Source organism: Nocardiopsis suaedae (genome assembly GCF_027706745.1).
GTDB lineage: Bacteria > Actinomycetota > Actinomycetes > Streptosporangiales > Streptosporangiaceae > Nocardiopsis_A > Nocardiopsis_A suaedae.
On sequence record NZ_JAQFWP010000013.1, the window covers coordinates 1 to 24,752 of the forward strand.

The 24,752-nt window shown below is 74.0% G+C and carries 25 protein-coding genes and 1 pseudogene; 16 read left to right on the forward strand and 10 right to left on the reverse strand.

The annotated features are described in order from the left end of the window. Positions 1-343: 343 nt before the first annotated feature. Complete coding sequence (locus O4U47_RS09145) at positions 344-1,099, reverse strand: TetR/AcrR family transcriptional regulator (RefSeq protein WP_270677245.1); 756 nt, start codon at positions 1,097-1,099, stop codon at positions 344-346. A 162-nt stretch (positions 1,100-1,261) separates the two neighbouring features. Here O4U47_RS09145 and O4U47_RS09150 point away from each other — a divergent pair, with 162 nt between their 5' ends. From O4U47_RS09150 to O4U47_RS09190, 9 genes are all read left to right on the forward strand, one after another. After that, positions 1,262-2,494, forward strand: coding sequence for a DUF418 domain-containing protein (locus tag O4U47_RS09150; protein ID WP_270677246.1), 1,233 nt, complete (start codon positions 1,262-1,264; stop codon positions 2,492-2,494). Positions 2,495-2,575: 81 nt separating this feature from the next. Then, positions 2,576-3,700: an ABC transporter ATP-binding protein gene (locus O4U47_RS09155; RefSeq protein ID WP_270677247.1), complete on the forward strand. Its 1,125-nt coding sequence runs from the start codon at positions 2,576-2,578 to the stop codon at positions 3,698-3,700. Continuing rightward, complete coding sequence (locus O4U47_RS09160; RefSeq protein WP_270677248.1) at positions 3,697-4,518, forward strand: ABC transporter permease; 822 nt, start codon at positions 3,697-3,699, stop codon at positions 4,516-4,518. Before O4U47_RS09155 ends, O4U47_RS09160 begins: the two co-directional genes overlap by 4 nt. Before the next feature lie 88 nt (positions 4,519-4,606). Next, entirely contained in the window at positions 4,607-4,837 is a 231-nt protein-coding gene (locus tag O4U47_RS09165; protein ID WP_270677249.1) for a hypothetical protein, read from the forward strand. Between the two features lie 1,481 nt (positions 4,838-6,318). Next, positions 6,319-6,933, forward strand: coding sequence for a helix-turn-helix domain-containing protein (locus tag O4U47_RS09170; protein ID WP_270677250.1), 615 nt, complete (start codon positions 6,319-6,321; stop codon positions 6,931-6,933). Beyond that, on the forward strand, positions 6,930-7,991 hold the full coding sequence (locus O4U47_RS09175; protein WP_270677251.1) for a phosphotransferase: 1,062 nt from the start codon (positions 6,930-6,932) through the stop codon (positions 7,989-7,991). Before O4U47_RS09170 ends, O4U47_RS09175 begins: the two co-directional genes overlap by 4 nt. Then, a complete protein-coding gene (locus O4U47_RS09180; RefSeq protein ID WP_270677252.1) occupies positions 7,988-9,022 on the forward strand; it encodes a T3SS effector HopA1 family protein in 1,035 nt (344 codons plus the stop codon). Before O4U47_RS09175 ends, O4U47_RS09180 begins: the two co-directional genes overlap by 4 nt. Continuing rightward, on the forward strand, positions 9,012-9,971 hold the full coding sequence (locus O4U47_RS09185; RefSeq protein WP_270677253.1) for a hypothetical protein: 960 nt from the start codon (positions 9,012-9,014) through the stop codon (positions 9,969-9,971). The genes O4U47_RS09180 and O4U47_RS09185 overlap by 11 nt, the downstream gene beginning before the upstream one ends. A gap of 66 nt (positions 9,972-10,037) precedes the next feature. Beyond that, on the forward strand, positions 10,038-10,688 hold the full coding sequence (locus O4U47_RS09190; protein ID WP_270677254.1) for a flavoprotein: 651 nt from the start codon (positions 10,038-10,040) through the stop codon (positions 10,686-10,688). An 8-nt stretch (positions 10,689-10,696) separates the two neighbouring features. Here the strand turns inward: O4U47_RS09190 and O4U47_RS09195 are convergent. Then, positions 10,697-10,855, reverse strand: a pseudogene (locus O4U47_RS09195) (IS110 family transposase); the annotation flags it as partial. A 110-nt stretch (positions 10,856-10,965) separates the two neighbouring features. On the opposite strand from O4U47_RS09195, the gene O4U47_RS09200 reads away from it, so the two are divergent. Further along, positions 10,966-13,092, forward strand: a complete 2,127-nt coding sequence (locus tag O4U47_RS09200) for a prolyl oligopeptidase family serine peptidase (protein ID WP_270677255.1) — start codon at positions 10,966-10,968, stop codon at positions 13,090-13,092. Between the two features lie 37 nt (positions 13,093-13,129). On the opposite strand, the gene O4U47_RS09205 is transcribed toward O4U47_RS09200, so the two are convergent. Next, entirely contained in the window at positions 13,130-14,320 is a 1,191-nt protein-coding gene (locus tag O4U47_RS09205; protein ID WP_270677256.1) for a sensor histidine kinase, read from the reverse strand. Positions 14,321-14,636: 316 nt separating this feature from the next. Here O4U47_RS09205 and O4U47_RS09210 point away from each other — a divergent pair, with 316 nt between their 5' ends. Beyond that, the gene (locus O4U47_RS09210; RefSeq protein ID WP_270677375.1) at positions 14,637-15,224 is read left to right on the forward strand and encodes a response regulator transcription factor; all 588 of its coding nucleotides are present in this window, start codon (positions 14,637-14,639) and stop codon (positions 15,222-15,224) included. A gap of 362 nt (positions 15,225-15,586) precedes the next feature. Then, positions 15,587-15,733, forward strand: a complete 147-nt coding sequence (locus tag O4U47_RS09215; protein ID WP_270677257.1) for a hypothetical protein — start codon at positions 15,587-15,589, stop codon at positions 15,731-15,733. A gap of 141 nt (positions 15,734-15,874) precedes the next feature. On the opposite strand, the gene O4U47_RS09220 is transcribed toward O4U47_RS09215, so the two are convergent. Next, positions 15,875-16,225 (reverse strand): MerR family transcriptional regulator, encoded by a 351-nt coding sequence (locus O4U47_RS09220; protein ID WP_270677259.1) that lies wholly within the window; start codon positions 16,223-16,225, stop codon positions 15,875-15,877. A gap of 55 nt (positions 16,226-16,280) precedes the next feature. Here O4U47_RS09220 and O4U47_RS09225 point away from each other — a divergent pair, with 55 nt between their 5' ends. Then, positions 16,281-16,847 (forward strand): RBBP9/YdeN family alpha/beta hydrolase, encoded by a 567-nt coding sequence (locus tag O4U47_RS09225; RefSeq protein ID WP_270677260.1) that lies wholly within the window; start codon positions 16,281-16,283, stop codon positions 16,845-16,847. Positions 16,848-16,951: 104 nt separating this feature from the next. Here O4U47_RS09225 and O4U47_RS09230 read toward each other — a convergent pair whose 3' ends face one another. Beyond that, positions 16,952-17,506, reverse strand: a complete 555-nt coding sequence (locus O4U47_RS09230; protein WP_270677261.1) for a cysteine dioxygenase family protein — start codon at positions 17,504-17,506, stop codon at positions 16,952-16,954. 135 nt (positions 17,507-17,641) lie between these two features. Next, on the reverse strand, positions 17,642-18,637 hold the full coding sequence (locus tag O4U47_RS09235; RefSeq protein ID WP_270677262.1) for a LysR family transcriptional regulator: 996 nt from the start codon (positions 18,635-18,637) through the stop codon (positions 17,642-17,644). 113 nt (positions 18,638-18,750) lie between these two features. Between O4U47_RS09235 and O4U47_RS09240 the strand changes: the two genes are divergently transcribed. Then, positions 18,751-18,921 carry a DUF397 domain-containing protein gene (locus O4U47_RS09240; protein ID WP_270677263.1) on the forward strand — a complete coding sequence of 57 codons (171 nt, stop codon included), beginning with the start codon at positions 18,751-18,753 and terminating at the stop codon, positions 18,919-18,921. A 64-nt stretch (positions 18,922-18,985) separates the two neighbouring features. On the opposite strand, the gene O4U47_RS09245 is transcribed toward O4U47_RS09240, so the two are convergent. From O4U47_RS09245 to O4U47_RS09255, 3 genes are all read right to left on the reverse strand, one after another. Then, positions 18,986-19,657 (reverse strand): vitamin K epoxide reductase family protein, encoded by a 672-nt coding sequence (locus tag O4U47_RS09245; RefSeq protein WP_270677264.1) that lies wholly within the window; start codon positions 19,655-19,657, stop codon positions 18,986-18,988. Further along, positions 19,654-20,334 (reverse strand): DsbA family protein, encoded by a 681-nt coding sequence (locus tag O4U47_RS09250; RefSeq protein ID WP_270677265.1) that lies wholly within the window; start codon positions 20,332-20,334, stop codon positions 19,654-19,656. The genes O4U47_RS09245 and O4U47_RS09250 overlap by 4 nt, the downstream gene beginning before the upstream one ends. 108 nt (positions 20,335-20,442) lie before the next feature. Beyond that, positions 20,443-21,039, reverse strand: coding sequence for a hypothetical protein (locus O4U47_RS09255; protein ID WP_270677266.1), 597 nt, complete (start codon positions 21,037-21,039; stop codon positions 20,443-20,445). Between the two features lie 229 nt (positions 21,040-21,268). Between O4U47_RS09255 and wrbA the strand changes: the two genes are divergently transcribed. Continuing rightward, positions 21,269-21,883: an NAD(P)H:quinone oxidoreductase gene (wrbA, locus tag O4U47_RS09260; protein ID WP_270677267.1), complete on the forward strand. Its 615-nt coding sequence runs from the start codon at positions 21,269-21,271 to the stop codon at positions 21,881-21,883. Between the two features lie 180 nt (positions 21,884-22,063). On the opposite strand, the gene O4U47_RS09265 is transcribed toward wrbA, so the two are convergent. Beyond that, positions 22,064-23,077, reverse strand: a complete 1,014-nt coding sequence (locus O4U47_RS09265; RefSeq protein ID WP_270677268.1) for a LacI family DNA-binding transcriptional regulator — start codon at positions 23,075-23,077, stop codon at positions 22,064-22,066. 282 nt (positions 23,078-23,359) lie between these two features. Here O4U47_RS09265 and O4U47_RS09270 point away from each other — a divergent pair, with 282 nt between their 5' ends. Then, positions 23,360-24,739 carry a NupC/NupG family nucleoside CNT transporter gene (locus O4U47_RS09270; RefSeq protein ID WP_270677269.1) on the forward strand — a complete coding sequence of 460 codons (1,380 nt, stop codon included), beginning with the start codon at positions 23,360-23,362 and terminating at the stop codon, positions 24,737-24,739. Positions 24,740-24,752 lie beyond the last annotated feature (13 nt).

Genomic DNA, 24,752 nt, shown 5'->3' on the forward strand with positions numbered 1-24,752 from the left:
AGCGGGGCACCGGCCGAGCCGCCCGCCCGGACCGCGAGAAGCCCGCCGGACGGCAAGCAGGGCCGGGGAATCGGACGGCTCTTGCCGTCGCCGCCAAACACGGTGACCATCCACACACCCGGCGGCCGACAACGCACCAGGTAGGGCCGCCGACCCTCGTCGTCGCCGCCCCCCACCCCACACCCCGGCAGCCCGCCGGACGGCCAGGGCCCGGGAGCGGGGCACCTGCTGGCCCCGTCGTTGCTGCTGTTGTCCTTGCATTCCGGTGGCCTGGCCGACGGCCGGAGCCCGTCAGCGGGGTACCGGCCGTGCCGCCGCCGACCACTGTTCGGCGGGGGGCGCGTCAGCGCCGAGCTGCCGCCGTCTCGATCGCCGCCGCAGTGCCGTCGAGGATCAGCTCCAGGCCGAACGTGAAGTCGTGCTCGGCGGGGTCTTCTGCCCCCTCGGGCGGGTGCTCGAACACCTCGGACGCGAACAGCCGCGCCGCGTCGGGGAACCGGTCGGGGTCGACGAACCGCGCCAGCGTCCTGCCGTAGTCGCGCTCGACGCTCGCCTGGTCCGTCGCTCCGCGCATCGCCTCGACCATCTGCCGCTCGGCCGCGCTCGTCCGCTGCACGTATCCGGCGAGCACCATCTGGACGCCCACCTTGTCCCCTTCGTCGAGCCTGGTGCCGCGCAGGGCGCGCAGCCCCGCGTCCAGCCAGGCGATCGCGTTCGGCCCGCTCGGCGGCCCGGTGAAGGGCACGTCGGCGAGCCAGGGGTGGCGCCGGTGCACCTCCCGCAGCGCGTGCGCCCACGCGCGCAGGCCTTCGCGCCAGCCCCCTTCGGGCACGTCGAGTTCGGGCGGGGGGCCGTCGGCGGCGTCCACCATCAGGACGACCAGGTCGTCCTTGGACCCCACGTGGCGGTAGAGCGACATCGCCGTCACGCCCAGCTCCTTGGCGACCTTGGCCAGAGTGGCCCCCGCCAGCCCGTCCCGGTCGGCCAGGTCCACCGCCGTGCGCACGACGCGCTCCACGTCGAGCTCGGGCCGCCGCCCCAGCCTGCCGCCGGCCGGCAGCCTCCACAGCCGCCCCAGCAGGGCGGGCACCTCGTCCATGCCTGGAACCTACCTCCCGTCTGACCGGGGCCGGGGGACGGGCGCGGTCCGACGGGAGCTCGCCCCGGCCTGGAGCTCACCCGGCCTGCCCCCCATTTGTTTACTTCATATAGTTTATCTCGTATATTAATGACGTCCGCCGACGCCCCGAGGAGGGGACCCATGACCACCGCACCCGGCACCGGTCCGACCGCCGAGGCCGCGGGCCGCCTCGGCCCCGTCCGGCGCTCCGAGCGCTCCCTCGCCCCCGACCTGGCCCGGGGCGGCATGCTGCTCGTCATCGCCCTGGCCCACACCGGGATGGCGCTCTTCGCCACGGTGCCCGGATTCGCGCCCGACCCGATGGGCCTCGAACGCGCCTACGACGTCTTCATGTTCACCGTCGTGCACGCACGCGCCCTGCCGCTGTTCGCGATCATGTTCGGCTACGGGGTCGTGCAGCTCGCCCTCCGCCGCCAGGCCGCCGGTCCGCGTGCGGCCCGGGCCGTCCTCCTGCGCCGCAGCGCCTTCCTGTTCGCCCTCGGCCTGGCGCACGGCGTCCTGCTCTTCTCCGGCGACATCCTCGGCGCCTACGGGATCATCGGCGCCGTGCTCACTCTGGTGCTCGTCGGGCGCGGCGAGCGCGTCCACCGCGTCGGGCTCTGGTACCCGGGGGTGGCCGCCGTCTACGTCGCCGTGGCCGCCGCCATGGCCGCGTGGAGCCTCGCGAACGGCTCGGGCGAGCGTGCGGAGGTGCCCGTGGGCGCGTACTCCTCCGGCCAGGCGGCCACGTACGGCGCCGCCGTGCTGGAGCGGCTCGGCGAGTGGCCGATGACCACGCTCATGCTGTCCACCATGCTCTTGCCCGCATGGCTGGGCGCGTGGGCCGCACGGCGCCGGATCCTGGAGGAGCCCGCACGCCACCGCCGACTGCTCACGGCGGGCGCCGCGGGCGGGCTGACCGCAGGGTTCGCCGGGGGCCTGCCCATGGGCCTGTTCAGCGCCGGGTGGCTGAACGCCGACGCGTCCGCGGCCATGTGGCTCAAGATCCTGCACGAGTCGTCCGGCCTGTTCGCGGGCGTCGGCTTCGTCTGCCTCTTCGCCCTGGCCTGCCTCGCCTATGAGAACCGGCGCCCGGCGGCACCCGTGCGCGCCGCCGTCGGCGCGGTCGCCGCGCTCGGGCGGCGTTCCCTGAGCGGGTACCTGGTCCAGTCGGCCGCGTGGCTGGCGCTGTTCGCCCCGTTCGCCCTCGACCTGGGCTCCGCCCCGAACCCGGCGGCCACCGCGCTCGCTTCGGCGGTCGGCGTCTGGTCGGCCACGGTCGCCGCCGCCGCGCTGATGGAGCGCCGCGGCCTGCCCGGTCCCGCCGAGCGGGCCCTCCGCCGATTCGCCTACGGGCGGTCCCGGCGGGCGTGACAGGACCGTCCGCGTTGTCACCCCGATTCGGTGACAGCTTGTTACTTACGTCCGTGAGAGCGGCGTCGCCACAGTGGGGTCATGCCTATTCCGCCGAACCGCGACGCCGCCGTCGACGTCGACGGCCTGAACTTCTCCTACGGGCGATATCAGGCCGTCAAGGACGTCTCCCTGAGGGCCCTTCGTGGCGAGGTCTTCGCGCTGCTCGGGACGAACGGGGCCGGCAAGACCACGTCCCTGGAGCTCATCCAGGGGTACCGCCGCCCGGACTCCGGCCACATCCGCGTCCTGGGGCTCGACCCCTTCCGGCAGCGCCGGAGCCTCCGCCGCCGAACCGGGTTCATGCTCCAGGAGGCCGGGTTCCTCACGGAGATGACGGTGCGGGAGACGATCGAGCTGTGGGACTCGATCTCGGGGCGCCGCGACAGCGTGGACCGGGTCATGGACCGCGTCGACCTCGTCAGCCGTGCAGATGTCCGCCTCGACCAGCTGTCCGGCGGCGAGAAGCGCCGCCTGGACATCGCCCTGGCGGTGTGGGGCGGCCCCGAGCTGGTGGTCCTCGACGAGCCCACGACCGGGCTCGACCCCGAGTCGCGCCGGCGCCTGTGGTCGCTGGTCGACGACCTGCGCGCCGCCGGGACCACGATCATCCTCACCACCCACTACCTGGAGGAGGCCGAGGCCCTGGCGGACCGCCTCGCCATCATGCACGAGGGGAAGGTCGCGGTCGCCGGAACGCTCCAGGAGGTCCTCGAGTCGCACCCGGCCACCATCAACGCGCGGCTCACCGCCTCCTTGGCGGACGAGCTGCCCGCGCTCTCGGGGAGCACCGCCGTGGCCGCCCCGGGCGGCGCCGACGCCTCCGACACGCGCACGCTGCGGGTCGAGACCTCCGCCCTGCAGGCGGACCTGACGGTGCTCTTGGAATGGGCCGACCGGCGCGGCGCCACGCTCTCGGGCCTGCACGCCCAGCCCGCCACCCTGGAGAGCCTGTTCCACACCATCCGGACGCGGAGCGAGCGGCTGACGGCCGAAGCCCTGGAGGCGGCGGACCAGGGCACCGACCGCGCCGGAGGTGACGGCGGTGACGGCGGTGACGGCGGTGACGGCGGCCCCCACGGCGGTGGCGGGGGAGACGGCGGAGGCGGCGGACAGGGCACCGGGAACGGCGCCGAGCACGACGTGGAAGGGGTGTCCGCGCGATGACGGCCACCGCACGACAGGCCACGGTGGCGGCCGGGACCGCCGCCGGCCGGGACCGCGGCCCCGGCCGCGTGACGCTGATGCTCGCCCTCACCCGGGCGGAGCTGAGACTGCTGATGCGCCGCAAGGGCGTGCTGGCCGTCGCCCTGTTCCTGCCCATGATGCTGGTGGGCATCTCCTACCTGGGCGCCCGCCCGGAGGGCCCCGCCCAATGGGGGGCGACCCTCGGGGTGTACTTCATGTACGCGCTGATGATGACGCCGTACATGAGCACGACCACCCAGCTCTCGGCCCGCCGCGACACCCTGGTCTACAAGCGGCTGCGCACCACCGAGCTCGACGGCGCCGAGCTGATCGCGGGGAGCATGCTGGCGATCGCGCTGCTCAGCGCGGTGCAGATGGCGCTGATGCTCGGTGTGTTCACCGCGACCGGCGCGCCGCTGCCGCAGCACCCGCTGCTGGTGGTGGTGGGGGCGGTGCTCGGGCTGGTCCTCGCGCTGGTGCTGGCCGCGTTCATCGTCGCGGTGACCGGCAGCCACGAGCGCGTCATGTTCACCATGATGCCGCTGCTCATCCTGGCCGTGATCGGCGCCCAGCTCATCGACTACCCGGTGCAGGCGGTCGCCTGGGGGGCGATGCTCGTCCCGATGGTCCCGGCGGCCGACCTGATCGCCAAGGGGTTCGGCGGCACCGGGGTCGGGGCGGCGGACCTGCCGGTGCCGGTGGACCCGGTGGTCGCCGACCTTCTCCTCCTCGTGGCCTGGACCGCGGTGGCCCTGCTGGTCACGCGGCGGACCTGGCGCTGGGAGCCGCGCTCCTGACCCCCGCGCGGCGCCCGGCGCCCGCCCCGCCCCGCCCGCAGACCGTGGGCCGGACACGCGTCCGGCCCGGACCGAAAGGTGATTGCGCATGGACTTCTTCTACGCCCTCTCCGGCGTCAAGCTCGGTTCCACCCTCGGCCAGGAGCTCCTCGTCCAGGTCATCACGATCGCCGTCATCGGCGGCGTCGTGTTCGTGCTGGCCTCGGACCGCCCCGTGGTGCAGATCGCGATCTACGCGGCCCTGGCGCTCTATGCGGTCGGGCGGCTGGCCGCGGTCGCGTACGTCCAGCGCGGCCGACGCCAGACCACCGGCTCCTGACCGTCTCCGCCGGGCGCGCTCCCGTCCTGCGCGCACGGCGGGGCTTCCTCGGGGCCCCTGACCCGGTCCCGTCCGGAGCCCGCCCCCGCCCCGTCCTCGGGCGGTTCCGGACGGCGGCCCGTGGCGCTCCCTCCCCGCGCCCGGGCCGCCCTCGCACCGGACGCGCGGCCTCCGGGGAGGAACGCGGCCCGCCGCAGCGATGAACACGGCCCCTGCCGGATGTCCGGCGGGGGCCGCCGTCGTGGCGCGGGCGGGTCCGGTCCCGCACGCCTCCGCGATTCCGGCCGTGGAGGCGGGGCGGTCCGCAGCGCGCGGACGGCGGGGCGCCTCCGCCGCCGGAAGCGGCCGGATTCCGCCGACCACCGCCGCTTTCCGCCCCCTTCGGCGCTCCCGTAATGGCGCGCACCGGAATGACGGCCCCCGGAATGCTCCGCCATCCGCCCGGATGGGGGCTGGGCCGACGGCGCCTGCCCGGGTACTTTCGTATTGGACGACCGGGGAACGCGAGTGTATATGATTGACTCCTCGCATCGGTCCGCACCGTCCCGCCGCCCATCAGCGGCCGACGCTCGGAGCCCTGTTGTAGCACAGGCGATCATCGGAGAAACAGGGACCCCGTGTCACGGAAACAAATTACCGTGTAACACGCCACTTACGGTAATCAGTCGCCTTTATTCCGTGACGCCCCTTATTACAGTCATCGGGAAACCGGATCCCGACGCACCGCGGCGCCCGCTCCGAGGCGGACACAGAACGCGCACCAGAAGCGGCCCGCAGAATTCAGCGCCCACCCCAGAAGAGTGGCGAACACCCCACTGACCTGCCATGACACTACTCGGTCACCCCGAGTTCCGGGGCGCCGCCCCCGCCCCACCGCGCACCCGTCGACCGGGGGGAACGCTTTACCGGCCGCGAATCCTCACCCTTCTCCCCGCCCCCTGGCCCCGTCTCTCCATTTCTTTTCCCCGCCCCCGGCCACGGGTCCCGAACCGGTCACACGGACACGCCTCCGCGGGCACACGCCCCCCAGGAAGTCCCCTGCAATGCCCTGTTCACCTGGAGTGATGCCGCCAGGTCGCCACCGCCGCCCGCACCGTCGGCCCCCTCCGCAGCCCCCGCGCCCGGGCGCACACGCCCGGGACGCGGCACCCCCCGCCCGCAATTCCTGACAGGGTAATCGGGCCGCACGGCCGCGGAAGAACAATTCCTCCGGACCCGAAAACCCCACTTGAGCACCGCCGTCAGGTGGGTTAGCTTGGGCGCCGCCGGAGTCGCCGCCACGTCGAATCGAGCCGCTGTTTTCCCCCTTCCCCACACCAGGCGTCGGCGCCGACGCGGCCGGAATCTCCCTTCACACCGTGAACGACTTGGTATCGGTTGGTGACGATAGTGCTCTGCCGTCGGGGGTATCGATGACTTCTCAAGGGATATCGATTGACCGACCGCCTGAACAGCTGCAGGCCCCCGCTCTGCACATCCGAATGGACGTGCTGCTCGACTCGCTGCGGAAGAACCGCCCCCGCGAGATCCGCATCTTCCACCCCGCCTCGGCCGGGGCGGCCACCCTGCTCTCCGCGGTGACCCGGCGGGCGCTGTCCTCCGGCGCGCAGGTCCGCACGGTGGTCGAGCGCCGCGCCGGCGCCGAGCCGGGGCTGCCCCCGGCGTTCCGGACACAGCACCGCGCAGGTGCCCGGATCCGCACGGCGGATTCGGTGCCGCACTGCCTCGTCCTGCTCGACCGGACCATGGCGGTGCTCGCCTCGCAGGGCTCCGGCGAGCCGCAGTGGGCCACCCTCGTCCGGGAGCGGACCATGCTCAGCGGACTGTCCACCCTGTTCGACCTCGTCTGGGCGTCGGCCGCGCCGGTGGACGAGGCCCCCTGCGCCCCCGGGCCCGAACCGGAGGCGCTCTCCAACGCGATGACCCGCCAGCTCATCCTGCTCCTGAGCGAAGGCCTCAACGACGAGGCGGCCGCCAAGGAGCTGGGGACCTCGCTGAGGACCGTGCGCAGGCACGTCGCGGAGATCAAGGAGATGGTGAACGCGAAGAACCGGTTCCAGACCGCGGTGCGCCTCACCAAGAGAGGACTGCTGTGACGACCACCCTCGCGTCGCCCGGCCCCGGGCCGCTGTCCGACGCCGATGTACGGGCCGTGCTCGACCGCGCCGAACCCGTCCCCCTGCACCCGCGGGTCACCCGGGCCGACCACCGGGGCCGGACGTTCATCGTGAAACATGCGCGCCGCGCGGGCGGCGGGCAGGACGCCCTGCGGCACGAGCGCGAGGCCGGGGAGCGGGCGGCGGCGCTGCGCCTGCCCGACGGCGCCGCCCTGTGCACGCCGCCCGTCTGGCACGACCCGGAGCGGCTGGTCTTCGCGGCCCCCGAGGGGCGGGGCACGCTGCAGGACCTGGTCGCCGAGGGGCGCGGGGCCGGGGAGGCGCGCCGGTGCGGTGCCGCCGCGGCCGCGCTGCACGGCGACGACGGGCGCGGCCTGCCTCCGGCCGTGCCGGAGCGGCCGCGGCTGTTCCCGCTGCGGACGGCCGAGTACGCGACCACGTCGGACCAGGTCATCGCCCTGCTCAAGCAGCTCGACCGGCACCCGTCGGCGCGGGACGCGCTGGCGTCGGTCCAGGAGCGCGGCGCCGCGGACGCGGACCCGGTGTTCGTCCATGGCGACTTCAAGCCGGACAACATCCTGGTCCCCTCCGGGCAGGACCGGGAGACCACCGGCACCGGCGCGATCACGGTCATCGACTGGGAGCTGGCCGGCCGCGGCGACCCGCACGAGGACCTGGCGGCCTTCCTGGCCGGGGCGCTGTCGGCGTCGCTCCAGGCCCGCGTGCACCGCATCCACCAGGACCGGGCGGCCGACGTCCGCGCGGCCGTCGAGGGGGCGGCGGGCCAGTCCTTCGCCCTTCTCGCGGCGATGCTGGACGGCTACCGCGCGGTCCGGCCCTGGTCGCCGGACCTGGAGCGGCTGCTCCTGCTGACGGGCGGGCGGCTGCTGTGCCGGGCCCAGGCCCTGGCGACCGTCGGCAGCCAGGTGGGCACCGTCCCCACGGTGCTGCTCCGCGCGCTCGCCGCGATGCTCGGCGACCTGCCCCGCGCGGTCGCCGGGCTCCGGACGGCCCTGGACGAGGGGGGTGCGCGATGACCCGCACCGGCGCCGCCTTCCCCGAGCCCGCCTTTCCCGGCCCCGCCACGCTGCGCACCTGGTGCGACCGGGTGCGGGCCGCGGTCGCGCCCGAGTCCGCGGCCGACCCGGCGGGCCGGTGGATCCGCGCCGCGACCGGCGAACGGAGCGAACCGGCCGCCCACCCGCGCGGGGTGCCCGCCCTGCGCAGCTGGCTGTACCGCGACGTCCACCTGGCGGGGCCGCACTCCGAGGCCGCCACGCCCGGCGCCGACGCGGCCGCCACGGCCCTGTTCGCCGAACTCGCCACGGGCACCTGGTGCGACCCCGGCTGGACCGTCGAGGGCGAGGCGCCCGCGGAGGACGGCGACGGCGACGGTCCCGAAGGGCCGGATGCGGTGGTGTCCAAGAACGGGGTGCGCCTGCGCGCCGCTCCCGGAGAGCTGCGGACAGGGGTCGACGGCGGAACCGCCGAGGTGCTGCTGCCCCGCGCCCGGCCGGGGGCGCTGTTCGGCTGGTTCGGCTACACCGGCCCGAACGGCCCGCCCGTGCGCCCCCGGGCCCGCCTGTACCTGCACCCGCCGTCGCTGGCCGACCGGGGCGTCGTCGGGCCGCTGCTGGAGGCGCTGGAGCGGTTGGAGGCGCCCTGGCAGGCCAAGGCGGCGACGCGCGGCACCGGAGCGCCCCGCCCCGACTCCTTCGTGGTCTACCTCGCCGCCGCCGACGCCGACGGCGTGGCGGCGGAGCTGGCCGCTTCGGGCCTGCCCGAGGTGCTTGCCGACCCCGTTCCGGGCTTCGCCCTCCGGGTCGCGCAGGGGGTGGGCCTGGCCGTGCACCCGCCGGGCCTTCCCGGAGGCAGCTTCGGCGTCCGGCTGGCCGACCTGTTCGCCCGGACGCTGGTCGAGAGCGGCGCCGACGGCCTCGAAGAGCGGATCGGCGCGGCGCTCCACCCCGCCGTACCGGAGGCCGCGGCCGCCGGGGCGGAGCACCCTGAGGCCCTGCGTCCGGAGCCGGAGCGCCCCGAAGAGAGGAGCGAGGTCCATGTCCCCTGACGCCCAGGGCGTCGCCCGCCCGCCGGTCCGCACGGTCGAGCCGTCGGAGCGCGGCTGGACGTGGCGGATCCCCGCGCCGCCGCCTCCCGGCCGGTCGGCCTCCCCGTTCCCGCCGCCCGCCCCGGCCCCGGCGGGCGAGGGGGGCGAGGTCCCGGTGCGCTTCCTCTCCCCGTCGTGCGAGCGGCCCACCGAGGGCGGACCGGTGTCCGACTCCGTCTCCTCCTCCGGGGGCACCGAGGTCTTCACCGGCGTGCGCGGGCACGCCTCGGTCGCCGACGCGATCCGCGTGCCCGGCCCGCTCCCTCCCGAGGCCCTGTCCGGCCTTCCCGGTGCCGTGCTCCAGGGCATCATGGAACGGCCGCGCCGCCCCGCGCCCCCTTCCGGGGGCGACCCCGGGAATGCCCCCACCCTGTGGACGGCGGTCCGGGAGTTCCTGGACGAGTGCGAGGAGGCGGGCGTCCGGCAGTCGGCCTCGGTCCGCGCCCACCTCGGCGACGCGCCCCCTGACCCGGTGTTCTCGGCCCACGGGGTCCACCGGACGCTGGGGCTGGGGCGGCTCGCCGTCGCCGAGCGGGACGGGCGGCCCCGGTACGGCCGCGTCGACGTGCTGCTGCCCTCGGCCCCCGCCCCGCTCCTCCTCGACACCTGCAGGGTGCTCGGCGAGCTCGCCCTCACCACGCAGCTGTTCACCGCCGCGGGCAAGGCGAGCGCCCCCTCCCTGGCCCGCCTGCTCCGCGCGTTCGAGGCGCTCGCCTCCGAGGAGGCCCCGTTCCCGGCCGAACTCCTGCGGCGGGGGACGGCCGTCCTGATGGTGGACCACGCGCGCAGGCTCGCCGCCCAGGCGGGGCTGGACGCGCGGACGGCGGCGCTGGAGATGGCGGTGGTCGTCGCCCTGCTGACGGCGCCCGCCCCGGCCCCCTCGGCGGCGTCCCCGGCCGCACCCGCCTGAGCCCGCGCCCCCGGCGGCGGACGCGGCGCCCCCGATGACGAGGACGATGAGAAGGAAGCCCTGCGCATGAATCCCCCGAAGATCACCCTGCCCCGCGGAAACGTCCTGCTCGTCGGCGCGGGGGCGCTTCCCGTCGCCCTGCTCCCCGGCTGGGTGCTGTACCTGCGCCAGCTCTACGGGTGGCAGGTGCGGGTGTGCCTGACCCGTTCGGCGACCGGCCTGGTGGCGTCCGACGCCCTGGCCGCGATCTCCGGCCGCCCCGTGCTCGGCCCGGAGTGGCGCCCGGCCGGCGGCACGGTCGAGCACCGGGAGGCGGCCGAGTGGGCCGACCTGGTGGTCGTCATCCCGGCGACCGGTGCCTTCATCGCCAAGTGCGCGGCGGGCATCACCGACAGCCTCGCCCTGGCGACCGTCGGCTTCACCGGGGCCCCCGTGTTCATCGTGCCGTCCCTGGGCGGACCGCGGCTCCGCTCCAAGGCCGTCCGCCGCAACCTGGCGGCGCTGGAGGAGGACGGGTACCACGTCCTGCCCACGGAGACGGGGACCTCCGCGCACACCGGCGCCGACGACCTCGGGGCGATGCCGTCCATCTTCACCGTCCTGCGGACGATCGCCGATTCCGGCGCCGTGGGGGCGGGCGGCACTGAGGCTGGCGGTGCGGACGCGGAGAGCGCGGAGCCGGGCCCGGCGGGCCGGGTCGCCGAGGGGACTGCCTAATGCTGTTGTCAAGCCACGAGACGGAGCGCGGGCCGGTCCTCATAGGGTCTGCGGTCGCGCAGGATCGCGAACAGCACGTTGACCCGCCGTCGGGCCAGGGCGATGAGCGCTTGGTGGTGCCGCTCGCCCTCGGCACGCTTGCGGTTATAGAAGGTGCGGGGCAGGGGGATGAGCCTCCTGAGCCATCGGTGGCAGCCGGCATGAAATCCATCCCTGCCCCGCTCGCACGGCCCCATCGTCGCGAACCTCTGGGGCGCACTCAAGAAGGTAGGGCCGCATGACCGGGGCGCCCCGGACCGCCGCCCCCGCCGTTCCGCCGCCCGACCCGCACCGCTGGCTGGAGGACGGCGCCGACCCCGCCGTCGGCGCGTGGGAGGCCGGGCAGGCCGCCCTGCTGGACCGGTCGCTGGGCCGCGACGGCCTGCGGGACTCGGTGCGCCGCGCCCTCGCCCCCTACCTGGAGGTCGGCGGGTACACGGCCGCGGGCTGGCAGGACGGCCGGGCCCTCTACCTCCGCCACGCGCCCGACCGCGACCTGCCGGTGCTCGTCAGCGCTGACGCGGTGGGCCCGCAGCAGGACGCGGATGCCCGCACCGTCTTCGACCCCGCCGTGTGGGACCCGTCCGGGGACACCGTCCTGACGGGCTGGTCGGCCCCGCCCGGCGGCGGGCCCGTGGCGGTGACGCTCGTGTCGGCGGCCGGGGGGGACGGCCGCGTCCTCGTGCTGCCCCCGGGCGGGGGAGAACCGCTCGGCCCCCCGCTGACCGGCTGCCACCCGGCCGCGCCGTCCTGGCTGCCGGACGGGTCCGGCTTCGCCTACATCAGGGAGGCGCGCGACGGCGGGCGGCTGCGCCGCTGGGCGGCCCTGCACCGGCTGGGCACGCCGCAGGGCCAGGACGCGGACGTCGCAGCGGGGGCGGCGGACTGGACGGCGCAGCGGACGCAGGTCGACCCCTCCGGGCGGTGGCTGCTGGTGCAGACGCGCGGCGCCAAGGGCACCGCCGTGTGGGTCGGCCGGCTGGGGGACGGCGCCCTCCGGGCGCCCGGGATGGCGGCGGTCCACGCCGCACCGGTGTGCACCGCCCGGTTCCGGCGGGCGGGGGTGCTCGACGTCCTCACCGAGCACGGGGCCCCGCGCGGGCGCCTGCTCAGCGCCCGCCTCGGCGAGGAGCACCACTGGTGGGAGGCGGTCCCCGAGCGCCCGGACGCGCACCTGGCGGACGCGGTGGCGCTGGGCGGGCGGCCGGAGGCGCCCCTGCTCACGGTCTGGCGCGAGGACGGCTCCTCCCGGATCCGGCTGCATGGCGGGGACGGGGAGGACGGAACCCCCCGCGAAGGCGGCCCCGGAGAGGAGGGGGAGGTCCCCCTGCCCGGGATCGGCACGGTGTCCGCCGTCGCCCCCCGCCCGGACGGCCGGGAGGCGCTGATCGAGTGGACCGGCTTCACCACACCGCCCTCCCTCCTGCTCTTCCGGCCTGACGGGGGCTCCTGGGACGGCGGCGCCGCCGTGCGCACCGCCCTCACCGCACCGGGGGCGGCCCGCCCGGGGTCGGTCCGGTGCGAGCGGCTCCACGCCACCGCCCCGGACGGGGCCCGGATCGGCCTGTTCGTCATCGGCCCCCCGGAGGACACCGGACCGGCGCCGACCCTGCTCACCGTCTACGGCGGATTCGGGCTGGCGCTCACCCCCTCGTTCTCGGCGACCGCGCTGGCGTGGGCGGCCGCCGGGGGGCGCTGGGCGATGGCGGCGGTGCGCGGCGGCGGCGAGGAGGGGAGCGCGTGGCGGGAGGCCGCGCGCGGCCGCGACAAGCACCGCTCCGTGGGCGATCTGCACGCCGCGGCCGACCACCTGGTGGCGGAGGGCGTCGCCGAGCGCGGGCGGGTCGCGCTGATCGGCTCCTCGCACGGCGGGATGCTGGCGGCGGCGGCCGCGGTGGACCGGCCGTCGGGCTATGCGGCGGCGGTGTGCACGGCGGCACCGCTGGACATGGCGCGGTTCCCGCGCTGGGCGGCGGGGCGGGCCTGGATCCCGGAGTACGGGGACCCGGACGACCCGGAGGACCTGGCCGCGCTGCTGCGGTACTCGCCGCTGCACAACGTCCGGGAGGGGGTGGCCTACCCGCGGATGCTGCTGACCGCCTTCGAGCTGGATCTGCGCGTCGACCCGGCGCACGCCCGGAAGTTCTGTGCCGCCCTCCAAGGGGCCGCGCCCGCCGTCCGGAACCGTGCCGGGCGCCCGGGGGAGCCGGACGCCCCAGAGGACCCGGGGGCGCTCTACGCGCTCCGCCCGAGCCTGGGCCACACCACCGGCGCGGCGGCGGCCCGCAAGGCGCAGGCGGGCGACGAGTTCGCCTTCCTGACCCGCGCGCTGGGCCTGCCGGAGCCGCCGCCCCCTGAGCCGTGACGGCGGTGCCTCCGCCGACCGGCGCCCGTCGGGGCCGTCACGGCGAAGGCGTGCTCGGCGGCGCGGGCAGGCGGGCCGTGAGGGTGAAGTGGGACCCGCGTGCCTCGGCGGTCATCTCGCCCCGGTGCTCGCGGATGTGGCGCCGCAGGCTCTCCAGGCCGGTCGGGGGCTCGTCCAGCGGGTAGGGGCGTGCGGGCCCCTCGGCCGCCCCGTCGTTGCGGACGACCAGCACGACGTCGTCGCCGTACCGGTCCAGGCGGATCTCGCAGACGGTGGCGCGGGCGTGCCGGAGGATGTTGGTGACCGCCTCCCGGACGACCCTGCCGAGCGGGTGGGACAGCTCCTCGGGGACGTCGGCGAAGGCGCCCTCGGTCTCGCAGCGGATCGACGCCGACTCCAGCAGGCGGCGGGCCGTGTCCACTTCGTGGGCGATCTCGGTGGTCTGGTTGGCTCGCACGAGGTTGCGGACGTCCCGGACGGCGCCGCGGGCCACCTCTTGGACCTCGCCCAGCTCCCGTTCGGCACGCTCGGGGGCGTCCCGCACCAGCCGGGAGGCGAGTTCGCTCTTGAACGCCACGACCTCCAGCGCCCGGCCGAGGATGTCGTGCAGGTCCTCGGAGATGCGCAGGCGCTCTTCGGTGACGGCCAGCCGCAGCGTCGACTCGTTGGCGTCGACGGTGCGCTGCCACAGCACCGGGCCGGTGGACTCCCAGTAGGCGAGGAAGCCGACCGCGAGGACGCTGGTGACCGAGTAGCGGAGGGCCTCCTCGGTGCTCGATCCGGGCGCGACCACCACGTACACGCACACGCCGGTGGCCAGGGCGATGGGCACGATGTACGCGGCGATCCAGTGGCGGGGGCGCATGGTGACCACGTCGGCGGCGGCGATGCCGGGCAGCAGCAGCCAGAACCAGGGCGCCTGGGTCCGGGCGGTGGCGAGCGTCATGGCGGCGATGGCGATGACGACCAGGGTCCACAGCAGGACGGTGCGGTACATGCCGACGGGCGGGGGTCCGCCCAGGCCGATCACCATGGACCGCAGGATGGAGAAGCCCATGAGCAGGACCACGAGCACGGCGATGGGGACGGGCGCGGCGTCGGCGGTGACCAGGGCGATTCCGGGGAGGAGCAGCGCGAACGCCGAATTGAGGTACTGGTGCCGCTTGATGTAGCGCAGGACGACGCGGTCCGGTGTGGGGGGACCGGTGGCGGGCTGGTGAACTCGCATGGGACCCGTTCCACGAGTGGGTGTTTACAGGGCGATGGTAGGGCGGCGGCGCGGGCGCGGAGTCGGTCCGGGAACGGGAATTCCCGCCCGGATGCGAGTGGTATTCATCTCTTGTCCACGCCCCGGGGACGTTCCATTCTGGCCGATCCGCAGTGCGGAAGCCGTGCGCCCTCCCGACCTCCGATCCGTGAACTGGGGCTGGAGTACCATGGCGTATCAGCGGGTTTTCCGTCCCCGGAAGAATTGTCGCGCGGGCGATCCCCGCGCGGGGCGGCAACGAACAAGTGAGGAGGATACGGCTCTGATTCGCGTACTGCTGGCCGAGGACGAGGCCATGACCCGTGAGGCGATCGCCGCCCTCCTCGACCTGGAGCCCGACATCACCGTGGTCGCCCAGACGGAGGACGGGTCGGCGGCGCTGGCCGCCGCGCTGGAGCACGCGCCGGACATCGTGATGCTCGACGTGGAGATGCCGGAGGGCGGGCTCGCCCTGCTGGAGAAGGTCAAGAAGCACCTCCCGGACACCCGCTGCGTGATCCTCACCCGGCACGCCAGCCCGGGGGCGCTGCGCCGCTCGCTCAAGGCCGGCGCGGACGGCTTCATCGCGAAGAACAGTTCGGCGAAGCTGCTGTCGAACGTGCTGCGGCGGGTGGTGGACGGCCACCGGTACGTCGACCCCTACCTGGCCGCCGACGCCCTGGCGGAGCCGGCGTGCCCGCTGAACGAGCGGGAGCTGGCGATACTCGCGCAGGTCAGCCAGACCTCCACGACGGCGGACATCGCCCGCAACCTGCACCTGGCCAACGGCACGGTGCGCAACTACCTGTCGGCGATCCTCGACAAGCTCAACGTGCGCTCCCGGTACGAGGCCGCGGAGCTGGCGCGCGAGCAGGACTGGATCTGACCGGAGCACCCTTCCCGGGGCGCGCCCCGGGGGCCGCCGGGCCGGGCGACCGCCGGGCCGCATGACTGTCATCCGGCCCGGCCCGCACACCGTCATCCCCGCGCGTGGCGACCGCTCCGCACCGGTCACTCTCCGCCATTTCCCGAACACCCTGGAGACGCCTTCCGCGGGCCGGAGACCAGGGTGAACACCCGCCGGCGAGGGCCGGGGACACGTCACGTGGCACCAACGTGCCAATCTCCCGCGTTCGCTTGGAATCGTCCTCGCGGACCGTGATGCTGTTCATGTCCGGACAAAAAGAGATAACCCGGCACAGGGGAATGACCCCCCGGTGCCCGGCCCCACTACTTAAGGAGTCCGACATGGACCAGTCCGTTTTCGGTGACCTGGACCTGCTCGCCGCCGCCGGTGCCGAGGCCGCCGACGTGACCGTCGCCATGGACGAGAGCGTCGACGCCCCGACCACCGTCCCCTGCGGCATCACCATTTCCATCACCCTGGACTGCTGAGTCCTTCCCCGATAAGGGGACATGCTTCTCGGCCTGTGGTGCGGGCCGTGAATAAAAGGAGGGCCGCTCACCGCTGTACGGCGGTGGGCGGCCTTTCCGTGTTCGAATTCCGGAATGGCGTCCGACGCGGTCGGGAGCCCGTCAGCCGTCGGAGGCGAGGGCGCCGAGGCGCTCGCGCCTCGCCTCCAGGGCCTCGCGCTGCTCGTCGAGGCGGGCCGCGATGCCGTCGACCTCGGCGCGGAGGGCCGGGCACATCTCCAGGGTCATGCCGTGCTCTCCGACCCTCACGCAGTGGAAGTAGCGGCGGACGGTGCTCGTGGGAAGGCCGGCGTCGATCATGGTCTTGATCTGCAGGACCCGGACGACGTCGGATTCGGAGTAGACCCGGTAGCCGTTGGGGTCGCGCCCGGGGACGAGGACCCCGCGCTCCTCATAGTGGCGCAACGCGCGCGCGGAGACTCCGGTCCGTGCGGCGAGCTCGCTGATCAGCACCCGTACTCCTTCGGCTTGACCTTCACGCTGACGTGAACCCCTACCGTCCGGCGGTATGGCACCTAAGGCAACCGAACGACGAGAATCGATCTTCCACGGATACGCGGCGACGCCCGGGGACCACTGGTTCGGGTGGCTCGCCGAGCGGCTGGAGCGGGCGGGCATCCCGGCGGACGTCCCCGCACTGCCGGAGTCCGGCTCCCCGGATCCGGACCGCTGGGGCGCCGCCGTCGCGGAGGCGGTCGGGACGCCCGACCAAGGGTCGGTGGTCGTGGCGCACAGTCTCGGGTGCCTGGCGGTCCTGCGGTACCTGGCCTCGCTCTCCGGCCCCTGGCGCCTGGGGACGCTCGTGCTCGTGTCGGGGTTCGTCGACGAGCTGCCTGCGCTGCCCGTCCTCGACGGGTTCATCGGGGACGACGGGGCGGATACCGCTGGGGTGCGGGAGAGGATCGGGTCCCTCACCCTTCTGCGGTCCGACGACGACCCGTACGTCCCCACCGGGCACACCGACCGTCTCGCGCGGCTCCTCGGGACGACGGCGACCGTCGTTCCGGGTGCGGGCCACTTCCTGGCCGAGGACGGCGTGACGGCTCTACCGCAGGCGCTCGAAGCGATCGTGTGACGCGTCGGCCGCGCGGGCACCCTCCCCGTTGATCTCGGGAAAGACGCCCCTACAGACGCGGTTTCAGCGTCGAATCTCCCGAGATCAACGAGCGGATGGGGCGCTCAACTCTCGCGGACCGGCAGGTCGTAGACGCGGCGGACGCTGGAGCCGAGGCGGCCGATGTCCGCCCCGTACACGTGGAGCGACACGGCGGGGCCGCCGCCCGCGTTGGCCACCCGGTGGATGTCGCCGGGAGGGGCGAAGCCGCAGGTGCTCCCCGCGCGGTTCACGGCGCCGCCGACCGTGACCAGGCGGCGGTCGTCCTCGGGCCCGGCGAGGGCGTAGCGGGTCTCGTCCTCGGCGCCGAGGTGCACGCCGGTGACGCACCAGGCGACGTGGTCGTGCACGGGGGTGGCCTGGCCGGGCAGCCAGACCAGGGCCACGACGGAGAAGGCGCCGCCGTCCTCCACGTGCAGGACGTGCTGGGTGTAGGTGTCCGGGTCGGCCGCCATGGCGGAGGCGGGGAGGAGGCCGGGGTCGGTGAGGAACGGGGGCAGGGCGTCGGCGACCAGTTCGGCGGTTCGGGCGGGGGTCTCCCGCCGGTTCACAGCGGTCCGGACGGCGCCGACGAGCGCGTCGAGGCGGGGCGTGGTCGCGGTTCTGGAAGCGGTGGACACGGCTGCTCCAAGGGGTGGTCGGATGCGCAGGCGTCCACGGCGGCGGCCGTCCCGAGATCGCCGGGAGGCCGCCGTGCCGTGATCGCGATGCCCCGAGCCTCGTCCCGCGGGGGCCGTGTGTCGACGGCGACTTGTTCAGCCGCTCCCAAGGCGGCGCTTATAGGAGGCGTTCGCGGGGAGCGCGGACATCGGTCCGTCTCCGGTGACCCCGACCGTGCCCGGCCCGATGCGTCGCGCGGTGTCCGCCAGCACCTCCAAGAGGAGGCGGGTCGCCGGGATGCGGGCGTATTCGCGCAGGGTGTAGGCGGCGACCGTGCGGTGGGCGGGCGGCTCCACCCGGCGGCCGACCACGCCGGGGTGGCGCAGGCAGGACAGCACCAGGCCGGGCATGCAGGCGATCCCGGCCCCGGCGGCGACCAGGCTCTGCACCGCGAGGTTGTCGTCGGTGGTGAAGGCGATGTCGGGCTCGAAGCCCGCGGCGGCGCAGGCCGTGACGAAGTTGCCGCGGCAGCGGGAGCACCCGGCGATCCAGCGCTCGTCCGCCAGGTCGGACAGGTGGACGCCGTGCTTGCGGGTCAGCGGGTGGTCGCGGGGGAGGACGATGACGACCGGGTCGTCCAGGAGCGGCACCGCGAGGGTGTCCTCTTCGGCGACCTCGTCGGGGAGGGCGACGGTGCCGCCGTAGCCGAAGGCGATGGTCACGTCGCACTCCCCGGCCTGGAGGGCGCACAAGGAGCCCGGGGGCTCGGTCTCCACGAGTTCGACGCGGATGCCCGGGTGCTCCTCGGCGAGGCGGGTGACGGCGGCGGGGACGAGGGTCGCGCCGGCGCTGGGGAAGGTGCAGAGCCGCACGCGGCCCGAGCGCAGGCGGCGGACGGCGGCGATCTGCTCTTCGGCGGCGGAGAGGTCGCGGAGGATGCCGGAGGCGTGGCGGAAGAGCATGCGCCCGGCGTCGGTGGGGCGCAGGCGGCGGCCGACACGGGTGAAGAGGGGCGTCCCGGCGGAGCGTTCGAGGGCCCGCATCTGCTGGCTGATGGCGGGCTGGGTGTAGCCCAACTCCCGGGCCGCCGCGGAGAAGGAGCCGTGTTCCACGACGGCGTGGAAGGTCCGCAGATGGCGGGTGTCGAACATGCCGGGAGTATAAGAAGGCGTTCGGGAGGCGCTAAGGGGCCTTGGGTCGGCCTTTGGTCCCTGCGGCTTTGCACCGCTGCCCTCCGGCCACAGAGGCGGGCAGCGGGCGCTGGGTGCTCTCGCTCAGCTACAGCGGTGGAGGCGCGCAGAACTGCGTCGAAGTCGCCAGCCTCTCCATCGGTGCCGCCGTTCGGGACTCCAAGCACCCCGATGCCGGGCACCTCGCCTTCCCTGCCCCCGAGTGGTCCTCCTTCCTCGCCGGGGCCGTCGCCGACCGGCTCTGACCTCCAGACAGCACTCGGCCCCGACCACGCAATGCGTGGTCGGGGCCGAGTGCTTGGGCCACCCCTAGATCTGACCCGTCCAGAAGGACCAGAAGGCCTGGGCGATCGCGGCGATGATCAGGAGGAACCACACCGTCACCACGACCGTGTGGTTGCGGATCAGCACCCCGGCCGCCGAGCGGGCGCCCGCTGGGAGCGGGATCCTTCCCGTCCGCACGTTGTCCAGGGTCACGTAGGTGAAGATCGGGATCATCACCGCCCACACCACCATGCAGTACGGGCACAGCGCGCTGATCTTATACAGGCTCTGGAAGATCAGGAAGTGCACGAACCCGATCCCGAAGACCACGCCGCCCTGCAGCCCCCACCAGAACCACGGCCGGAACGACGCCCCCGCCAGCATCGCCATCCCGATCGCCGTCACGATCGCGAAGCACGCGATGCCCAGCAACGGGTTCGGGAACCCGAACGCCTCCGCCGTCGGCGTGTCCATCACCGTGCCGCAGCTGATCACCGGGTTCACGCTGCACGTCGGCACGTAGTCCGGGTTCGCCAGCGAGTTGACCTTCTCGATCGCCAGCGCGAACGCCGCCAGCAGGCCGATCCCGCCGCCGACCGCCAGGATCCACGGCAGCGCCCGGCCCATGATCGGGACCTCGGCGCCCGGAGGCTCAGAGGCGGCCGACGGGGACGGGGGCGGGGCCGCCGACCCTGCGGCGGCCTTCTGTGCGCTCACTGCTCGCCGCCCTCCTCCTGCGCGGCCTCGAGCTCCTCGTCGATGATGTCGCTGAGCTGCTTCTCCGACGGCATCGACGACATCAGCCGCCCGTTCACGAAGATCGTCGGGGTGCCCTGCACGCCCGCCTCCTGGCCGTCCGGGAGGTCGGCGTTGACCCGCTCCAGGATCGCCGGGTCCTGCATGTCCTCGACGAACTGGTCCCGGTCCAGGCCGATCTCCTCGGCGTAGTCCACGAACACCTCCGGAGTGGGCTCGGCGGCCCCGCTCCACTCGTCCTGGGTCTCGAAGAGCTTCTGGTACATCTCCTCGAACGAGTCCTGCCGGGCGGCGGCCTCGGCCGCGGCGGCGGACGCCTCGGCGTTCACGTGGCCCGGCAGCGGGAAGTACCGCACCACGAAGTTGATGTCGCCCTCGTACTTCTCCCGGATGTCCTCCATGACCGGGTACTGCTGCGCGCACGCCGGGCATTCGAAGTCGAGGAACTCCACCACGGTGACCTCGGCGCCCTCCGGCTGGTCGAGGTAGTGGCTGTCGTCGTTGACGAGCGTCTCGGCCGAGACCCGCTCGGCCTCGGCCGGGCCTCCGCCGTTCACCGAGCGCACGATGGCGAAGATGCCGAACGCGAGCGCCAGGACGAGCAGGAGGCCGAAGGTGATGCTGAGATTTCTGGACATGTCCTCACCAGGATCGTTTCGGGCGCCGCCCCTGGTGGGGCGCACGCCGGGAAAGGTCGGGGGGTCCGGTGAAGGCGCGCCGCCGGGGGTGGGACGGCGCGCGGGCATCTAAACGCGCTGGATGCACAGGGTGGTGAGCAGCCGGATGCCGCTCGGGCGCCAGACCGCCGGGACCGCGGCGAGCCGAACGGGCCCACGCCACAGCGGGGGCAGGCGCAGGGCGACCGCCAGGGCGACGCTGAGCAGCAGCATCACCAGCAGGGCCGTCGAGGCGGTCCGGTGGTCGGCCGGCGATTTCACTCCGCCGTCGTCGGTGTCCGTGCCGAAGAAGGCGGAGGTGTTGATGATGGGGGCGTCGCACTCATAGTCGTGCGCGCTGTCGGGGGCCAGGGCGGAGGCACCGCCGACCCCGCCGTCCCCGTCGGCGAGGGCCGGGAGGACGCCCGCCTTCACCAGCTCCTCCGGGGGCACCTCGACGGCCTCCCCGGCCGGGGCGGGCGCATCCGGCTCCCCACCCGGCTCCGCGGCGGCCTCGGCGACGACCGCCTTTCCGGCGACGGCGGCGGTACGCACCTCGTGGACCTCGGCGGCGGACGCGGCCGCGGCCATACAGACGATGCACACGTAGTGCAGTGCGAGGACGACGGCGAGGGCGAGCACCCACCCGGGGCGCGCCCTCCATCCTCGCTTCAGCACCGTGTACACGGCGCAAAGGGTACCCCGGGCGTCACCGCCTGTCCCTCCCCTCTCCGCTCTTCGCGCACCTCTGGGCCCCCGGCGCACCGGCCTCCTCTGTCCCCCTGGGCACCCGTGGCCATGGTGTGCGGCCACTCACAGCCCCCGGCGCACCGCTTGCCAAGGAATAAATGTGTATGCATACTCTTTCTAGCAAGCAGTCATCCGGCAAGCGACCCGAACCCGTGGGGGCACGACCATGAGCGACGTGAAGCTGAGCGTCATCTACTACTCCTCGACCGGCACCATCTCCGCGCTGGCCAAGGAGATCGCCGAGGCGGCGGAGAAGGCCGGCGCCGAGGTGCGGCTGCGCAAGGCCGCCGAGCTGGCGCCGCAGGCCGCCATCGACAGCAACGAGGCGTGGGCGGCCAACGTCGAGGCGACCAAGGACGTCGCCGAGGCGACCGCCGACGACGTCGTCTGGGCCGACGCCGTGATCTTCGGCTCGCCGACCCGCTACGGCAACATCGCCTCGCAGCTCAAGCAGTTCATCGACACGCTGGGCCCGCAGTGGGCGCAGGGGCAGCTCGCGGACAAGGTCTACAGCGGCTTCGCCTCGTCGGCCACGCAGCACGGCGGGCAGGAGAGCACCCTGCTGGCGCTGTCGAACACCTTCTACCACTTCGGCGGGATCATCGTGCCGCCCGGCTACACCGACGGCTCCAAGTTCGTCGACGGCAACCCCTACGGCACCTCCCACGTGGACGCCCAGGGCAACAACCCGGTCGACGACACCTCCCGCAAGGCCGCCCAGGTGCAGGCCGAGCGCGTCGTCCGCGTGGCCCGCGCCCTCAAGCCCGGCGCGAGCCTCTGACCCGAGGCCCACACACCGCCCGTGCCCCGGTAAACCGGGGCCGCCGGCTCACCGGGTGGATCGGGATCGGACACAAGGGGGCGCCTCCGGGCGCCCCCTCTCGCATGCCCCTCCCCCCCCCGCGTTGATCTCGGGAATTCCGACGCTAAAACCGCTGTTGTAGGGGCGTTTTTCCCGAGATCAACGCGGAGGGGGCGCCGCCCGGGTCGAGGCGCGTACCACCAGCTCCGGGGCGATGGCCACGCGGCGGTGCGGTTCTTCGCCTCCTCCCAGCCGGGCGGCCAATGTGCGCACCGCCTCGGCCGCCAGTTGTTCCAACGGCTGGCGCACCGTGGTCAGCGGGGGCTCGGCCAGTTCCGCGAACGGGATGTCGTCGAACCCGGTCACCATCACCCGGCGGGGCACGTCCACCCCGTTGCGGGCCAGCTCCCGCAGCACCCCCAGGGCTATCGTGTCGTTACCGCAGACGATCCCCTCGGGCATCTCGCGGCGGTTCTCCAGCAGGCGCCGCGCCGCGCGGTGCCCCCATTCCAGGCTGAAGTCGCCCAGCAGCACCCGCTCGGTGGCGCCCGGGCACAGCGGCGCCGCGCCCCGGTAGCCGTCGAGCCGCGCCTGCGCCGAGGAGTCGGTCGGCTCGGACCCGACGTAGGCCAGCGTGCGCGCCCCGGCGCCGACGAGGTGCTCGACGGCCGCCAGGATGCCCGCCTCGCTGTCCACGCCGACCCAGCTCCCGCCGCCCCCGTCCAGGCACAGGTCGAGCTGGACCGTGGGCACCCGCTGCCCCGCCGCCTCGATGGCGGCGCGGCTGCGCTCGCTGTGGCAGGGCACCGCGATCAGCGCGTCCACCCGCCGGTCCAGCAGCGACCTGAGCTGCCCCGCCTCCACCTCCGGGTCGTACTGCGAGGTGGACAGCAGCAGCCCCTGCCCGCCGCGCGCGGCCTCGCGCTCCACGGCCTCGACGAGGGTGGCGAAGAACGGGTTGGAGATGCGCGGCACGACGATGCCGACGCTGTTGGTCGTGCGGCTGCGCAGCGCCGCGGCCACCGCGTTGGGCTCGTAGTCCAGCTCCTTGGCGGCGCGCAGCACGCGCTCCCTGTTGGCCGGGCGAACGCCGCGGCCGCCGGACAGCGCCCGCGAGGCGGTGGCGACGGACACCCCGGCCCGCTCGGCGACCTCCTTGATGGTGACGGACATCACTTCACTCCTCGGAACCGGGCGGGGACGGGGTGTCGAGAAATCGTTTTCTCATGAGCCGAAGGCCCTGCCAGGACACGCCTCCCGGCCTGCGATCAAGGACTCACCAGCTCATTTACGATGTTCTGTGACAACTCTGAAGGGTTGACAAAAGATGTAACACACTTGCAGTGTGCGACATCACGGTAATCGTTTACATCCCCGGCGGGCTCCCCCGCCGCGACGGCCCGGCGGACCCCCGCGGCCCGGCCCGGTCGCAGATCCACCAAGAAGGGAGGGGGCATGGACGTGCTCAACGTGCTGTGGGGCATCGGCGGGATGCTGGTGATCCTGGCGATCGCGTTCGCCTTCTCGACCGACCGCCGCGCGATCCGCCCGCGAACCGTGCTCGGCGCGCTCGCGGTCCAGGTCGTCTTCGGCGTGCTCGTGCTCTACACGCCCTGGGGCAAGTCGGCGCTGCAGGCCATCGCGCTCGGCTTCCAGTCCCTCATCGACGCCTCCGGCGAGGGCATCGACTTCCTGTTCGGGGCGATCCTGCCGGAGGAGGGCACGGTCTTCGCCTTCCAGGTGCTGCCGGTCGTCATCTTCGTGTCCTCCCTGACCGCGGTGCTCTACTACCTGAACATCCTGCAGTGGGTCGTGCGCATCATCGGCGGCGGGCTGCAGAAGGTGCTCGGCACCGGCAAGGCCGAGTCGATGAACGCCACCGCCAACATCTTCCTCGGCCTGACCGAGGCCCCCCTGGTGATCCGGCCCTACCTGAACAGGCTCACCCGCTCGGAGCTGTTCGCCGTCATGGTGGGCGGCCTGGCCACGGTCGCCGGGAGCGTGCTCGTCGGCTACTACCTGCTCGGCGCGAGCATGGAGTACCTGATCGCCGCCGCCTTCATGGCCGCCCCGGCGGGCCTGATGATGGCCAAGATCATCATCCCCGAGACCGAGAAGGAGGTCTCCGACCTCGCGGTCGAGGGCAAGGAGCCCGTCCCCGCGGTCCCCGGTGACGGCGCCGCCGCAGGCGGCGAGGGCACCCCCTCCGCCGACGGGGCCGTCGCCGAGAGCCACGCCCACGGCACCGGCACCTCCAGCGGCGCGGGCGACTCCCAGCCCGGCGCCACCGGCGCCCTGGACAGCGAAGAGGACTCCAAGCCGCACAACGTCATCGACGCCGCGGCCCGCGGCGCCACCGAGGGCCTGAAGCTGGCGCTGAACATCGGCGCCATGCTGCTCGCCTTCATCTCCCTGGTGGCCCTGCTCAACATGGGCCTGGGCGCCATCGGCGGCCTGTTCGGCATGGACGACCTGAGCTTCCAGAAGATCCTCGGCTGGATCTTCTCCCCGCTGATGTTCGTCATCGGCGTCCCGTGGAGCGAGGCCGTCACCGCCGGCGGATTCCTCGGCCAGAAGCTCATCCTCAACGAGTTCGTGGCCTTCCTGGACTTCACGCCGCAGATGGACGCGCTGTCCGACAAGACGGTCGCCATCGTCACCTTCACCATCACCGGCTTCGCCAACGTCGGCTCGCTGGCCGTGCTGCTGGGCGGCCTGGGCAACCTGGCCCCCAACCAGCGCAAGCGCATCGCCAAGCTGGGCGTGCGCGCGATCCTCGCGGGCACGCTGGCCAACCTGATGAGCGCCGCCATCGCGGGCATCCTCATCGGCTAGCCGCCGGACCGTG

Excerpts from the sequence above, each read along its gene's own strand:
- O4U47_RS09225 (WP_270677260.1), top strand. The coding sequence starts at position 16,281 with ATGGCACCTAAGGCAACCGAACGACGAGAATCGATCTTCCACGGATAC.
- O4U47_RS09270 (WP_270677269.1), top strand. The coding sequence starts at position 23,360 with ATGGACGTGCTCAACGTGCTGTGGGGCATCGGCGGGATGCTGGTGATC.
- O4U47_RS09250 (WP_270677265.1), bottom strand. The coding sequence starts at position 20,334 with ATGTCCAGAAATCTCAGCATCACCTTCGGCCTCCTGCTCGTCCTGGCG.
- wrbA (WP_270677267.1), top strand. The coding sequence starts at position 21,269 with ATGAGCGACGTGAAGCTGAGCGTCATCTACTACTCCTCGACCGGCACC.
- O4U47_RS09190 (WP_270677254.1), top strand. The coding sequence starts at position 10,038 with ATGAATCCCCCGAAGATCACCCTGCCCCGCGGAAACGTCCTGCTCGTC.
- O4U47_RS09160 (WP_270677248.1), top strand. The coding sequence starts at position 3,697 with ATGACGGCCACCGCACGACAGGCCACGGTGGCGGCCGGGACCGCCGCC.
- O4U47_RS09235 (WP_270677262.1), bottom strand. The coding sequence starts at position 18,637 with ATGTTCGACACCCGCCATCTGCGGACCTTCCACGCCGTCGTGGAACAC.
- O4U47_RS09170 (WP_270677250.1), top strand. The coding sequence starts at position 6,319 with ATGGACGTGCTGCTCGACTCGCTGCGGAAGAACCGCCCCCGCGAGATC.
- O4U47_RS09200 (WP_270677255.1), top strand. The coding sequence starts at position 10,966 with ATGACCGGGGCGCCCCGGACCGCCGCCCCCGCCGTTCCGCCGCCCGAC.
- O4U47_RS09185 (WP_270677253.1), top strand. The coding sequence starts at position 9,012 with ATGTCCCCTGACGCCCAGGGCGTCGCCCGCCCGCCGGTCCGCACGGTC.
- O4U47_RS09155 (WP_270677247.1), top strand. The coding sequence starts at position 2,576 with ATGCCTATTCCGCCGAACCGCGACGCCGCCGTCGACGTCGACGGCCTG.
- O4U47_RS09150 (WP_270677246.1), top strand. The coding sequence starts at position 1,262 with ATGACCACCGCACCCGGCACCGGTCCGACCGCCGAGGCCGCGGGCCGC.
- O4U47_RS09180 (WP_270677252.1), top strand. The coding sequence starts at position 7,988 with ATGACCCGCACCGGCGCCGCCTTCCCCGAGCCCGCCTTTCCCGGCCCC.
- O4U47_RS09205 (WP_270677256.1), bottom strand. The coding sequence starts at position 14,320 with ATGCGAGTTCACCAGCCCGCCACCGGTCCCCCCACACCGGACCGCGTC.
- O4U47_RS09165 (WP_270677249.1), top strand. The coding sequence starts at position 4,607 with ATGGACTTCTTCTACGCCCTCTCCGGCGTCAAGCTCGGTTCCACCCTC.
- O4U47_RS09215 (WP_270677257.1), top strand. The coding sequence starts at position 15,587 with ATGGACCAGTCCGTTTTCGGTGACCTGGACCTGCTCGCCGCCGCCGGT.
- O4U47_RS09265 (WP_270677268.1), bottom strand. The coding sequence starts at position 23,077 with ATGTCCGTCACCATCAAGGAGGTCGCCGAGCGGGCCGGGGTGTCCGTC.
- O4U47_RS09145 (WP_270677245.1), bottom strand. The coding sequence starts at position 1,099 with ATGGACGAGGTGCCCGCCCTGCTGGGGCGGCTGTGGAGGCTGCCGGCC.